The organism is Geodermatophilus sp. SYSU D00697 (assembly GCF_054050175.1).
Genome location: NZ_JBJGYV010000004.1, coordinates 96,890 through 110,191, shown reverse-complemented (window position 1 = coordinate 110,191; position 13,302 = coordinate 96,890). Strand labels below are relative to the sequence as shown.

Below are 13,302 nucleotides of genomic sequence, written 5' to 3'. Positions count from 1 at the left end.
GTACTCCAGCGGGTTCCGCGGCGGCTCACCCGGAGGGGGCGGCGCGCGACGGGCCCACGGTCGGCCGGCGCAACCCCCGTGACCTGCGCGGTCGCGCCGCCCGATGCGCCGGATCCGCCACGAGGTGGCAGAGTTCGGGGGGTGAAGACCTGGCTCGATGCGTGGCCGGTGTTCCGGCAGCTGACCGGCCCCGACCCCCTGGGACGCGGCAGGGCCGCGCGCAGCAAGGCGACCGAGAACGTGGTGAGCCGCACGGCCACCGCCGATCGCGTCGTCCAGAGCGTCTGTCCCTACTGCGCGGTCGGCTGCGGGCAGCGGATCTTCGTCAAGGACGAGCAGATCGTCCAGATCGAGGGCGACCCGGACTCGCCGATCAGCCGGGGCCGGCTGTGCCCGAAGGGCAGCGCCAGCAAGCAGCTGGTCACCAGCCCGACCCGGGTCACGAAGGTCCGGTACCGCCGTCCGTACGGGACGGAGTGGGAGGACCTCGACCTCGACACGGCGATGGAGATGATCGCCGACCGCGTCCTGGAGGCCCGCCGCAAGGGCTGGCAGGACGAGAACGACGGCAAGCGCGTCAACCGGACCATGGGAGTAGCGAGCCTCGGAGGGGCGACCCTCGACAACGAGGAGAACTACCTCATGAAGAAGCTCTACAGCGCCCTGGGCGCGATCCAGATCGAGAACCAGGCGCGCATATAGCACTCTGCGACGGTCCCCGGTCTGGGGACCTCGTTCGGACGTGGCGGTGCCACGAACACCCTCGAGGACCTGGCGAACGCCGACTGCATCGTCATCGAGGGCTCGAACATGGCCGAGTGCCACCCGGTGGGCTTCCAGTGGGTGTCCGAGGCCAAGGCGCGCGGCGCGAAGGTCGTGCACATCGACCCGCGGTTCACCCGGACCAGCGCGATCGCCGACCTGCACGTGCCGATCCGTGTCGGCACCGACATCGCGTTCCTCGGTGGGCTGATCAAGTACGTGCTCGACAACGACCTGTACTTCAAGGAGTACGTGGTCGCCTACACCAACGCCGCGGCGCTGGTGGGTGAGGAGTTCGTCGACGCCGAGGAGCTCGACGGCCTGTTCTCCGGGTTCGACCCGGAGAAGGGCACCTACGACGAGACCAGCTGGCAGTACGAGCCGGAGGAGGCGCCGCACGCCTCCTCGGACGACCCGGGTGAGGCTGCGGAGCAGAAGGCCACCGAGCAGCACCCCGACGTCAAGAAGGCCGACCGGGCGCAGGCCGCCGGCAGCGGTGGCCCGCCGATCGCGAGCAAGCCCAAGCGGGACGAGACGCTGCAGCACCCGCGCTGCGTCTTCCAGGTGCTCAGGCGGCACTTCGCCCGCTACACGCCCGAGATGGTCGCCGAGGTCTGCGGCATCGAGCCCGAGGCGTTCCTCCAGGTCGCCCGGTGGGTCACCGAGAACAGCGGCCGCGACCGGACGACGGCGTGGGTGTACTCGGTGGGCTGGACGCAGCACAGCGTCGGCGCGCAGTACATCCGGACCGCGTCGATCCTGCAGCTGCTGCTGGGCAACATCGGCCGGCCGGGCGGCGGGATCATGGCGCTGCGCGGGCACGCCAGCATCCAGGGCTCGACCGACGTCCCGACGCTGTTCAACCTGCTGCCGGGCTACCTGCCCATGCCGCACGCCCTCCAGCACCAGACGCTGGAGGAGTACGTCGCCGACGCGGCCGGCAAGGCCGGCTTCTGGGGCAACAAGCGGACCTACATGGTCAACCTGCTCAAGGCCTGGTTCGGCGACGCCGCGCAGCCGGAGAACGACTTCTGCTTCGACCACCTGCCCAAGATCGACGGCGACCACAGCTCCTACCGCACGATCGCCGACATGATCCAGGGGAAGGTCTCGGGGTACTTCCTGGTCGGGGAGAACCCGTCGGTCGGCCACCCCAACGGCCGGATGAACCGCTTCGGCCTGGCCAACCTCGACTGGCTGGTCGTCCGGGACCTGCAGCTGATCGAGTCGGCGACCTTCTGGAACGAGTCCCCGGAGATCGAGACGGGCGAACTGTCCCCGGACTCCATCTCGACCGAGGTCTTCTTCATGCCCGCGGCCACGCACGCGGAGAAGGAGGGCACGTTCACCCAGACCGAGCGCGTCCTCCAGTGGCGGCACAAGGCGGTCGAGCCGCCGGACGACGCCCGCAGCGACCTGTGGTTCTACTTCCACCTGGGCCGGATCCTGCGGGAGCGGTTGAAGGACTCCACCGACCCCCGCGACCGCCCGCTGCTCGACCTGACCTGGGACTACCCGCTCGAGGGGGAGACGCAGGACCCGAGCGCCGCGGCGGTGCTGCGCGAGATCAACGGGATGGGACCGGACGGCCGCGCCGTCTCCGGGTACATGGACCTCGAGGACGACGGCTCGACCTCGTGCGGCTGCTGGATCTACTCCGGCGTCTACGCCGACGAGGTGAACCAGGCCGCCCGCCGCAAGCCCGGTCGCGAGCAGGGGCCCACCGCCTCCGAGTGGGGCTGGGCCTGGCCGTACAACCGCCGGGTGCTCTACAACCGGGCCTCGGCCGACCCGGAGGGCCGGCCGTGGAGCGAGCGGAAGAAGTACGTCTGGTGGGACGCCGACGCCGGTCGCTGGGTCGGTGAGGACGTCCCTGACTTCGAGGCGCACAAGCCGCCGTCCTACGTGCCCCCGGACGGGGCCAAGGCGCAGGACGCGCTCGCCGGCACCGACCCGTTCGTCATGCAGGGCGACGGCAAGGCGTGGCTGTACGCGCCGGCGGGGCTGGTCGACGGCCCGCTGCCGACTCACTACGAGCCGGCCGAGTCGGTGGTGGAGAACGCCCTGTACAAGCAGCAGGCCAACCCGACGATCGAGCGCATCGAGGGTCCGTGGAACCGGGAGAACCCGTCGCGCAGCGAGGTCTTCCCGTTCCAGGTGACCACCTACCGGCTGACCGAGCACCACACGGCCGGCGGGATGAGCCGCACCCTGCCCTACCTGTCCGAGCTCCAGCCCGAGTTCTTCGTCGAGGTCAGCCCGGAGCTGGCGCAGCTGCGGGGGCTGGCCAACGGCGAGTACGCCACGCTGGTCAGCACGCGGACGGCGATCGAGGCCAAGGTGCTGGTCACCGAGCGGATGCGGCCCATCCGCCTGCGGGACGGCACGGTCGTGCACCAGATCGGGATGCCCTACCACTGGTCCTACAGCGGCATCTCCACCGGCGACTCGGCCAACGACCTGCTGGGCATCGTGCTCGACCCGAACACACACATCCAGGAGGACAAGGTCAGCACCGCCGACATCCGGCCCGGACGCCGGCCGCGCGGCCCGGAGCTGATCGAGTTCGTCGAGGGCTACCGGCGGCGGGCCGGGGTCGCCTCGGGTCGCGTCGGCCTCAACGGGCGCGACCCGGTCGCGGCCGAGGCCGGGGAGGGGTCCACGCAGTGAGCGCGACCGCGGCCACGATCAGGCCACCTGATCGTGGCGCGTCCTCCCTCGTGGCAGACGGTGGGGGAGGACGCGCCACGGCGCGGGAGGACGGCGGGATGAGCGAGAGGAGGCCGGCATGACGTCGATCAGCTCGGCGAGCCCGGCCTTCACCGGGCGGGACCCGGAGCACCGGCTGTTCGGGCCGCTGCCCGACGTCCAGGGTGAGGCCGGCTACGACGACGACCACCCGGCGCGGGTGGGCTTCTTCACCGACACCTCGGTGTGCATCGGCTGCAAGGCCTGCGAGGTGGCGTGCAAGGAGTGGAACTCCCTCCCGATGGACGACTCGCACGGCACGCGCGACGTCATCGGGCTGTCGGGCATGTCCTACGACAACACCGGTCAGCTGGGCGCCAACAGCTGGCGGCACGTGGCGTTCGTCGAGCAGAGCCGCACGGTGGACCTCCCGATGCCGACCTTCGGCCGGCCGGGCGACGACCGGCAGGGGCTGGGGCCCTCACCGTCCAACGCGACCGGGGACAGCCTGGCCGACGCGCAGGCCAGCGTGCTCAACGCCGAGGCGCTGTCCGAGTACGACCCGCAGACCGGTCAGTCGGGCACCGACAAGCAGATCCGCTGGCTGATGAGCTCCGACGTCTGCAAGCACTGCACGCACGCCGGGTGCCTGGACGTCTGCCCGACCGGGGCGCTGTTCCGCACCGAGTTCGGCACGGTCGTCGTCCAGGGCGACATCTGCAACGGCTGCGGCTACTGCGTGGCGTCCTGCCCCTACGGCGTCATCAACCAGCGCAAGGGCGACGGCCGGGTGTTCAAGTGCACCATGTGCTACGACCGGCTGACCGACGGGCTGCAGCCGGCGTGCGCCACCGCGTGCCCCACCCAGTCGATCCAGTTCGGCAACCTCGACGAGCTGCAGGCCCGGGCCGACGCGCGGCTGGCCACGCTGAAGGCGCAGGGCGTGGAGACCGCCCGGCTCTACGGGCGCGACGAGGACGACGGCGTCGGCGGCAACGGGGCGTTCTTCCTGCTGCTCGACGAGCCGGAGGTCTACGGCCTGCCGCCGGACCCGGTGGTGACCACGCGGGACCTGCCCGCCATGTGGAGGGCGGCCGGGGCCGCCGCGGCGATGATCGTCGGCGTGGCCCTGTCGGCCGTCCTCGGTTCGAGGAGGCACACGTGACCGAGCTTGCGAGGTCACGCACAGGCAGAGCACCGATGGGCACAGCTCCGACGAGCGCCAGCGAGGAGCAGCTGTGACCGAGGGGGTCGCCACGCCGGGTGCCGGCTGGCGCCGGGCCGGCGGCTCGGACGTCACGGCGAACGGGAAGCGGCGCCGTCGTCGGGGCGGCGGCCGTCCCGGCGGCGAGGTGCCGATGGTCGAGGAGGCCGAGTTCTCCTCGTACTACGGCCGGCAGATCGTCAAGACACCGGTGTGGAAGAGCCCCGACGTCCCGCTGTACCTCTTCCTCGGCGGTGCCGCCGGGTCGTCGTCGATCCTCGGCGCGATCGCCGACCTCACCGACCGCCCGCACCTGACCCGGGTCACCCGGCTGGTCTCGGGCGGCGGGGCGATCGCCTCGGTGGTCTTCCTGATCCACGACCTCGGCCGGCCCGAGCGGTTCCTGCACATGCTCCGGGTGCTCAAGCCGACGTCGCCGCTGTCGGTCGGCACCTACATCCTGTCGCCGTTCAGCGCGGCGGCCGGGGCGACGGCGGCCGTCGAGCTGCTCGGCTGGTTCCCGCGGCTCAAGCGCCTCGGCGGCGTGGTGGCGGCGCTGTTCGGCGGGCCGCTGGCCTCCTACACCGGGGTGCTGCTGGCCAACACCGCCGTCCCGTCCTGGCACGCGGCGCACACCCAGCTGCCCTACCTCTTCGGGGCCTCCGGGATGGCGGCCGGTGGCGGGATCGCGATGGCGCTGACCCCGGTCTCCGAGGCCGGCCCGGCCCGGAAGATGGCCGTCGTCGGCGCGGCGGTCGAGCTGGCCGTGACGCACCGGGTGGAGAACGACCACGGGATCGTCAGCGAGCCCTACCACGAGGGCCGGCCCGGAGCCCTGCTGCGGGCGGCGAAGGCGTGCACCGCGGCCGGTGCGGCGCTGACCGTCGTCGCGGGACGCCGGCGGCAGGGCGCGGTGGCCTCGGGCGTGCTGCTGGCGGCGGGGTCGCTGCTGACCCGGTTCGGGGTGTTCGAGGCGGGCATCGCCAGCACGAAGGACCCCAAGTACGTCGTCGTCCCGCAGCGCGAGCGGCTCGAGGCGGGGCAGAACGGGCACGCCTCGACCATCACCCGCTGAGGGCTGCGTCCGGCCGGGGCGCTCGCGGGGAAGGGCCGGTGTGTCGGTCTTCGTCCTCGCGGTGCCGGCGCTGCTCGTCGTCGTCCTGGGCTATGTCGTCGGCTACACGGTGTGGGAGGCGACCGGTCTCGGGGGCAACCCGGAGATCGCCGGCTGGCTCACCGGCCTGGTGCTGCTGGCCGGGGTGACGTGGGCGCTGCTGTCCCGGCCGCGGCGGGTGCGACGGGCGCTGCGCCGGGCCCGTGCCCGGGGGCTGGAGGCGGAGGTCGCCCGGCTGGAGGGCGAGTTGGCGCGGCGGCGGAGGAGGGGCTGACCGGGTCTCCTCGTCGGGAGGTCCGCGTCAGTGCCGCACCTTCCGCCGGACACGCGCGACGGTTCCCGTCCGCAGGTGCGCTCGTACGCGGGTGAGGAGCGCGTCCCCGACCGCCGTCCGTTGAGTCACGTCATACGCCCAGCGCAGGGCCGCAGGGCGGATGTACTCCATCGGTGTCGGGTACGCGTACGTCTGTCCCCCGAAGGACATCTTGTACCGGTCGCCCCCGGACAAGGCGTTGACGTCGATCTTCGTACCGGAGAGCACCAGGGGGAGCACCGGCAGGGACAGCCCGCCGAAGTCATACCAGCGGTACCCGTTCTCCTTGGCCCAGGTGAGTGCGGTCCAGTCGATGGCTGCGGGCACGTTGAGCCGCATGACGTCCTCTGAGCGGTCGAACCCGACCAGTCGCCGCTTGAGCACTCCCCCGCAACCGGTCAGCACCATCATGGCCACGGGGCGGCCGGCCACCTCGCCGACGAAGCTGACCAGATCACCCGAGCCAGCGAGTTCGTGGAACATCGCGGTCAGATAGTCGACGCTGAAGGGAGCGAAGCCCTGGTGCCGACTGGTCGCGGCGAGGAGTTCGGTGAGCTTGGGGAGGTCGTCCTCGGTTGTACGACGTACGTGGACCTCACCCGGCCCCCATCGGTTCATCTTGAGTCGACTGCTCAGGCGACGCCGAAGTCGCGTCAGGTCGACGTCGAGATCCAGGCGGACCGACGACCGCGGCGCGATCCCCGCCTCCGTGGGGCGGAATCCACGTCCACTCAGGCCGGCGGACAGGTCTTCGGCGCCTTCGGGTGGCTGGACGAACAGCATGCGGAGCCGCTCCTGGCCGACCCGTGCGAGCGCGTCGAGGATGACGTCGGACAGCGCTTCGGGCTCCTCGGCATCGGGCGCGATGAGCGGTCCGTACGCGAGATAGCCGAGCTGTCCCAGGCCCGTCACATGGCGCACCAAGATCTGGGCGCCGCTCACCAACCGGTTGGATCGGTAGGCCATCACGTACAGCGCCGTGAACCCGGCATGTCGACGAAGACGAGCCCACCCGGACAACTGGGCCGCATCGGCGAAGGGGACAGAACGAACGAAGTCGTCCCACTCGCTGATGAGGGAGGAAGACGGCGCCTCCAAGATCCGGACATCCAAGGTGTCGCCGGCGTCATCCGCGGAAAGCATCGGGGGTGCGTTCCCGCGCGGCCGACTCGCTGATCGCTGGACCGCCGCAGGCCACGCGATCCTGGGATGCATCAACTGGGTCGAGATCCGTCGGGCATCCAACGATTCCTCCGGAGGCAGTGCGCTGAATCGCGGTCATGAGTACCGGTCGTCGGATGGGCGAGCGACGTCACGGTGGCACAACGACGCCGAGAAATCGATGCACGAGCACATCGGCGTCTCTCTGCCGGGATCTCGGGGCCCGGAGCCGGGCATCCACCCACGTGCGTGCAGACCGGCTGTCCGCTGTTGCGGACCCCCGTCAGCGGGTGCCAGTGGAGCGGACCGTGAGGGGCCCGGCTTCGGGAGCGGACGCGAACGCGTCCGGGGCGCAGGACCTCCCGAGGAGAGGACCCGGCCTGGAGGAGCGTGACGCCGGAGCACACCGCCGAGCCCGGGGACGTCCAGGGCGCTGATGGCGCCGACGACCCGGGCGGTGACGGTTGTCACGCCCTGCAGGCTCCCGCGCTGCAGCAGCGCGGACCGGGAACGGGTCCTGCGCGATGGCCATGACGGGGGATCCACCCGACCCCAGGCGCCGTTGAGCCGGTCCCGCTCCGGCCACCCGGAGTGGTGGCGACACGACGGCGCTCCGAGGCGAGACCGCGCCGTTTCGTCGTCCCCGGCCCGTACGCTGCGCCGCGCGGGGCACGGGCGGTGTCCCTCGGGGGGCGACGGGGGAGCAGGTGGCAGTCGAGGACGACGTCGCGGCCGTGGCGTTCACGGTCGAGACGCGGCTGGCGCCGGTGCATATCCGGGCGGCCGGACGGCGGGCCGCCGACGCCGGCCGCGCGTACATGCAGACGACCATCACCGAGACGCAGGCGACGGAGTCGGTGCTGCGCTACGTGGCACACGGCCCGGGCGGGTTCGTGCGGCAGATGGCGCTGCAGGTCCGCTGGGAGGAGGCCGGCCCGGGCCGGCGGCGGGTGTACCTGACCGTCGGCGACCACCTGGTGGAGCGCCCGCGCCTCCTGGGCATCCCGGTCGGCCGGGCGACGGTGCCGGCGCTGGCCTCGGCGCGCCGTTTCGCCGACGCCCTGCGGGCCGCGCTCACCGAGCCCGCACCCCGCGGAGCGGGCGACGCCGCGCCCGAGGCCCGGTGGCGGGAGCCGGAACAACCGCCCGCGCCGCGAAGCCCGTCGCCGGTCTCCGGCGCCTCAGCGCGCGCGTCGGAGCAGTAGGCGGCCGATCCCGGCCGCGTGGTGCACACCCTGCCGTGATCGGGTCGCACTGGATGTGAGGGCGCGCCGCCGTCCGCCTGTGGTCGGGCACAACGTCCCTGCCCGTGCGTCGTGACCCCTCCTAGCGTCCCTCCCCTGACGGACGGGGGCGTTCCGGATCGTGTCGTGCCGGGGCGGGGCCGCCCGGGTCGGAGGCCCGGCGGGAGGAGGAGCCGTGCGCATCGACGCCCCGCCGCCCACGGCGCCGGCCTGACCGGCGGCCATGTCCTCCGGAGCGCCGCGCGGCACGAACACCGTGCAGGAACGCCTGGTCACCGACGAGCTCGGTCCCGGTGTCGACCTGTTCGGCACGCCGGTCCTGGTCACCGGTGGCACGGGGTTCCTCGGCTCGTTCGTCGTCCCCCGGCTGGTGGCCGCGGGCTGCCGGGTGACGGTCGTGGCCCCGGACCCCGGCTGGCGGGAGCCGGTGCGGCAGGCGGTCCGGGACGGTGTGGTGCGCCTCGTGGCGGAAGCCGAGTGGTGGCGGCCGGAGGTGGCGCGGCGTGTGGCCCGCAGCTCGGCGGGGGTCGAGCACCTGGTGCACCTTGCCTACGCGCCGGTCCCGCTGGGCCAGGGCACGCCGGTGCGGCGGGCGGAGCACGAGGTCGGGGTGAACGTCCGCGGGCTGCTGGAGCTGGTCCTCGCGCTGGGGGAGCAGGTCGGGCACGTCGTCCTCACCAGTTCCCTCGAGGAGTACGGCGGGACACCGCCCTGCCCGCTCGACGAGGACGTCCGGCCGGAGCCGGCCGACGCCTACGGGGCGGCGAAGCTGGCCCTGGAGGACCAGCTGCGGATTGCCGCCGCGGCCGGTGGACCCGAGGCGACGGTGCTGCGGCTGAGCACGGTGTACGGGCCGGGGGAGACCGTGCCGCGTGCTGTGCCCCGGTTCATCCGGGCCGGGCTGGCGGGCCTGCCCGCGACGATCGCCGGCGACGGGCTGGAGCGCCGGGACTACCTGCACGTCACCGACGCGGCGCGGCTGGTGGCGCGTGCGGTGGCCCGACCGCCGGGCGGGCAGCACGGGTTCCGGCTGGTGCACGGCGCCAGCGGGACGACGGAGCGGACGGTGGCCCTCGCCCAGCGGGTGCGCCGGCTGCTCGCCGCACGGGGCATCGTGGCGCCTCCGCCGCAGCACATCGAGGGCCCCTACGTCGCCGACGTCCTCAGCCGGACCGACCGGGCGCGCGAGCAGCTGGGCTTCGAGCCGCTGGTCGGCCTGGACGAGGGACTGGCCGGGGAGGTCGAGTGGTTCGCCGGCCGCCCGGAGCTGTGGCGGGACCTGGGCGCCGACGCGACGGTGTGAGCGCTTCTCCGCGGCGCCAGGTACCGCCCCAGCCGCGGAACGCGTCAGCCGCAGAGACGGTCAGCCTGCTCCACCCCGACGGGTCGCTGCGGAGAGCAGATCGGCCAGCTCGGGTGACCGCAGACAGCGTTGGACGGCCAGATAGGTCAGCGCACCGGCAGTGCTCGCGAGAAGGATCGTCACCACGTTCGCGCCGCGGCCGGTGCCGGGCGCCAGCGCGGCCAGCACCAGGAGGACGACCGGGACCATGGCGAGGCCCGCGAGGAGGGTACGCAGCAACATCCGGCCCAGAGAGGGGTGGGACCGGGGCAGACCGCGTCGCATCCACCAGCAGAGCAGGGCCCCGGACGCCAGGTCGCTGCCCGCGATCACCAGGCCGATCCCCAGCAGCAGTGCGCTGCCGTCCAGCAGGGCGAGGCACGCGAGCAGCCCCGACAGGGCGAGCCCGTTTCGGATGGCGACGGCGACGAGCGGACGGTGGGCGTCCCGTCGGGCGTAGGCGGCCCGGGTCGCGAAGAACAGCGCCGACCATCCGATGACCCCCAGGCCCAGGCCGAGCAGGGCGACGCGGACCAGGTTCCGCGCCTCCGGCGTCGCCATGTCTCCGAACGACACCACGGTCGCCAGTGGGGCACTCAACAGCATGTAGCCGACCGCCGCCGGCACGGTGAGGAACATGGCCAACCCGAAGGTGCGGTCGAACGTCCTCCCGTAGTCCTCGGCGCCACCGCGGTGGTGGGCGCGGGAGAGCTCGGGCAGTGCTGCCTGCGAGACGGGCTTGGTGATCAAGGCCCCCGGCAGGCCGTAGAAGGCGAGCGCCAGACTCAAGGCCACCACCCCGCCGGGCACAGCCGCTGCCACGACCAGGGGGCACAGAGAACCCGCCACGTTGAGCCCGGCGGAGCCGAGCGAGGGGACCGCCAGGCGCACGAGCTCGCGCACCTCCGGGTCTCGCCAGGTGGCGGCAGGCCGCAGCGGCACGCCGCAGCGGTGGGCGCCGTACCACTGCACGGCCGCGTGCAGCGCCACTGCGGCCGTCGTCCCGCCGCCCAACAACGCGACCTCGGCAGGGGTCGGTTCGTCGATGGGACCGCTTCCGCGGACGAGGGCATAGAGCGCGAGGACGACGATGATGCCCAGGTTCTCCGCAACCGGAGCGGCCGCCGCCAGGGCGAACCGACCCCGCGCGTTCTGGACGGCGGCGCCCATGCTGGCCACCAGGTAGAGCGGCACCTGCAGCAGGAGCAGCGCGAGCAGCAGCCAGGCGGTTGCCGTGCCGGTGGTGTCGGCTCCCTCGGGGACACCGGCCGACAGCAGACCGAGGATCAGCGGGCCAGCGGCGATCCCCAGAGCCACGACGCCCGTGGCCACCAGGACCGCGAGGGTGAGGAAGCCGCTCGCCAGTCTGTTGACGGCCGTGGGGTCGTCCTGGTCGAAGTGCCGGACCAGCGCCGGCACCACCAGGGAGACGAGCATCGTGCCGGTCAGGAGCTCGAAGGTCAGGTTGGGGAGGGTGTTCGCAGCTTGGTACAGGTCACCGAACCTGGTGGGGCCGAGCACGGCGGCCACGACGATGATCCGGGCGAGCCCGCTCCCCCGGCTGAGCAGTGTCCACGCCGACCCCACGAGGGAGTTCGACGCCACCCGCTGGATTGCGTTCGTGCCGGTTGGGGTCATGCACTGGACCCGTGAGACCCGTGAGCGGCAGGATGCGCCGCGCCGGAAACGAGATCGGCCAGCACGTGAGAACCCTTCTCCGGTCGTCCGGCTCGACGGGGACCTCCCGAGGGTGCCCGACCCGCCTGGCCGGTCTGGGATCCCTGCGGGATGGAGCCGGGCCGCGACCCTACTGCGACCGCTGCTTCGCGCGTAGGGTTCCGGCTCTGCCCTGGCTCACACCGCGGTCGCGAGGAGGCCGGTGTCGATGGCGAACGAGGCTCTACGTGCCCACTGGGCGTCCGTCGGCGGGAACTACACCGCAGAGTGGCAACCCCCTGCTCGCGCGAGGCTCGGCGAGCGTGAGTTGGACTTCGTGGTCGCCGCTCTGCAGAGGAGTGCTGCGCGCACGGCCCTGGACGTCGGGATCGGCAGTGGCCGGATCCTCTCCGCGCTGCTGGAACGCACGGAGACGACCGAGTTCTACGGGATCGACATCGCCGAGGCGATGGTCGAGGCGACGCGCAACCGGCTGGCCGGGGAGGAGCGCCTCCGCGACCTGCGGGTCTGCGACCTCTCTTCGGAGCCCCTGCCGTTCGACCGGACGTTCGACTTCATCTCTGCCATCCGGATGCTGAAGTACAACGAGGACTGGCGAGACATGGTCGGGAAGCTCGCGACGGCCCTGTCTCCCGACGGCGTCCTGGTGTTCACCATGACCAACAGCCGGTCGTTGAACCGGTTCGCCCGCGAGTACGCGGTTCCCTACGAGAGCACGACCCGGTCGGAGTTGGAGGAACTGGCTCGCACCCTCGGGCTGGACGTGCTGGACGTCGCGGGGTTCACCAAGCTGCCGCACCGCGTCTACAGCGGCGTGCGCTCTCCACGGCTGGCGAAGGGCCTCCTCGCCGTCGACGCGACCCTGGACAGGGTCGTCGGGTCGACGACGTTCGCCCGCGAGATCTTCGTGGCCGCGCAGCGGAGATAGCGATCTCCGAGCGGGTCCTGCAGGAGGAGTTCGGACGTCGGGTCGTCCTCGAGGAGGGCGGGAGCGTCGTCCGGAAGACCTTCCACGCCGGAACGGCCGAAGAGCGTCACCGTCAGGCAGCCGACGAGTACTCGCGGCTCCGGCAGTTCTGGACGGCGCTGGGCGACGTGGCCGGCGTCACCTGCCCGCAGCCGCTGGGGGTCGTGGAGGGGCCGCATCCCGGCTTCCGGATGTCCCGGATCGAGGGGCAGCCGCTGATGGACCACCTCGCGCGGACGGAACTGTCCGTTGAGCGGCTTGGCGCGCTGGCAGCTGCCGTCGCCACGGCGCTGCGCCTGTACGTCGAAACGGTGGGGGAGCCCTATCACGACCTCAAGCTCGACAACGTCATGCTCGAGCCCTCCGGAGCGCTGGCTTTCCTCGACTTCGGCCGTCCTCTCGGCCATGTGCCATCGGACGGCGTCGACGCGCTGTACGAGTCCAGCGTCGCGAATCTCCTGGCATCACTGGTGTTCGAGAGTGCACGACCGAAGCGGCTCGCTAACCGGCGGCTGCACCGACAGAGCGCATCGATGGCGACCGCACTGGTCGTGGCTCTCGCCGACCGGGGATCGGCCCTCGACCCGGAGCGGTTGCTGCACGAGGCTCGACGTGCGTACGTGCGCTCGACGTTCGGCCGCCGCAGCGTCGCCCGCACCGCGTGGTATGCGACGGTGGGCTGGGCGGTGGGTCGACGGGTCCGACTGTCTGATGGCCGGTTCGGCCCTGTTCCCCTGTGGGGTCGGTGATCGAGATCCGGCGCCCGGTTCTCCAGTGCAACAGCGGGCCGACTGCTCAGCGAGCCGGTCCGGCCTGCGCCCGTGGAGTCC

9 protein-coding genes and 1 pseudogene are annotated in these 13,302 nt (G+C 72.3%); 8 read left to right on the top strand and 2 right to left on the bottom strand.

The genetic code is table 11. The features are described from left to right. The first annotated feature begins 141 nt into the window (after positions 1 to 141). From fdh to ACI79C_RS05470, 4 genes and pseudogenes are all read left to right on the top strand, one after another. Positions 142 to 3,432 (top strand): annotated as a pseudogene (gene fdh, locus ACI79C_RS05485) (formate dehydrogenase). 118 nt (positions 3,433 to 3,550) lie between these two features. Beyond that, positions 3,551 to 4,615, top strand: a complete 1,065-nt coding sequence (locus tag ACI79C_RS05480) for a 4Fe-4S dicluster domain-containing protein (protein WP_456944613.1) — start codon at positions 3,551 to 3,553, stop codon at positions 4,613 to 4,615. Positions 4,616 to 4,688: 73 nt separating this feature from the next. Further along, positions 4,689 to 5,729: an NrfD/PsrC family molybdoenzyme membrane anchor subunit gene (gene nrfD, locus ACI79C_RS05475; RefSeq protein WP_456944612.1), complete on the top strand. Its 1,041-nt coding sequence runs from the start codon at positions 4,689 to 4,691 to the stop codon at positions 5,727 to 5,729. Positions 5,730 to 5,769: 40 nt separating this feature from the next. After that, positions 5,770 to 6,042: a hypothetical protein gene (locus ACI79C_RS05470; RefSeq protein ID WP_456944611.1), complete on the top strand. Its 273-nt coding sequence runs from the start codon at positions 5,770 to 5,772 to the stop codon at positions 6,040 to 6,042. Positions 6,043 to 6,069: 27 nt separating this feature from the next. Here ACI79C_RS05470 and ACI79C_RS05465 read toward each other — a convergent pair whose 3' ends face one another. Further along, a complete protein-coding gene (locus ACI79C_RS05465) occupies positions 6,070 to 7,224 on the bottom strand; it encodes a lipid II:glycine glycyltransferase FemX (RefSeq protein ID WP_456944610.1) in 1,155 nt (384 codons plus the stop codon). Positions 7,225 to 7,949: 725 nt separating this feature from the next. On the opposite strand from ACI79C_RS05465, the gene ACI79C_RS05460 reads away from it, so the two are divergent. Further along, entirely contained in the window at positions 7,950 to 8,447 is a 498-nt protein-coding gene (locus tag ACI79C_RS05460) for a hypothetical protein (protein ID WP_456944609.1), read from the top strand. Positions 8,448 to 8,709: 262 nt separating this feature from the next. Then, entirely contained in the window at positions 8,710 to 9,789 is a 1,080-nt protein-coding gene (locus tag ACI79C_RS05455) for an NAD-dependent epimerase/dehydratase family protein (RefSeq protein WP_456944608.1), read from the top strand. A gap of 60 nt (positions 9,790 to 9,849) precedes the next feature. Here the strand turns inward: ACI79C_RS05455 and murJ are convergent, their stop codons facing one another. Next, entirely contained in the window at positions 9,850 to 11,433 is a 1,584-nt protein-coding gene (gene murJ, locus ACI79C_RS05450; RefSeq protein WP_456944607.1) for a murein biosynthesis integral membrane protein MurJ, read from the bottom strand. 280 nt (positions 11,434 to 11,713) lie between these two features. Between murJ and ACI79C_RS05445 the strand changes: the two genes are divergently transcribed. Further along, entirely contained in the window at positions 11,714 to 12,433 is a 720-nt protein-coding gene (locus ACI79C_RS05445; protein WP_456944606.1) for a class I SAM-dependent DNA methyltransferase, read from the top strand. Between the two features lie 167 nt (positions 12,434 to 12,600). Beyond that, entirely contained in the window at positions 12,601 to 13,221 is a 621-nt protein-coding gene (locus ACI79C_RS05440; protein ID WP_456944605.1) for a hypothetical protein, read from the top strand. Positions 13,222 to 13,302 lie beyond the last annotated feature (81 nt).

Excerpts from the sequence above, each read along its gene's own strand:
- ACI79C_RS05465 (WP_456944610.1), bottom strand. The coding sequence starts at position 7,224 with ATGCTTTCCGCGGATGACGCCGGCGACACCTTGGATGTCCGGATCTTG.
- ACI79C_RS05455 (WP_456944608.1), top strand. The coding sequence starts at position 8,710 with ATGTCCTCCGGAGCGCCGCGCGGCACGAACACCGTGCAGGAACGCCTG.
- ACI79C_RS05445 (WP_456944606.1), top strand. The coding sequence starts at position 11,714 with ATGGCGAACGAGGCTCTACGTGCCCACTGGGCGTCCGTCGGCGGGAAC.
- ACI79C_RS05480 (WP_456944613.1), top strand. The coding sequence starts at position 3,551 with ATGACGTCGATCAGCTCGGCGAGCCCGGCCTTCACCGGGCGGGACCCG.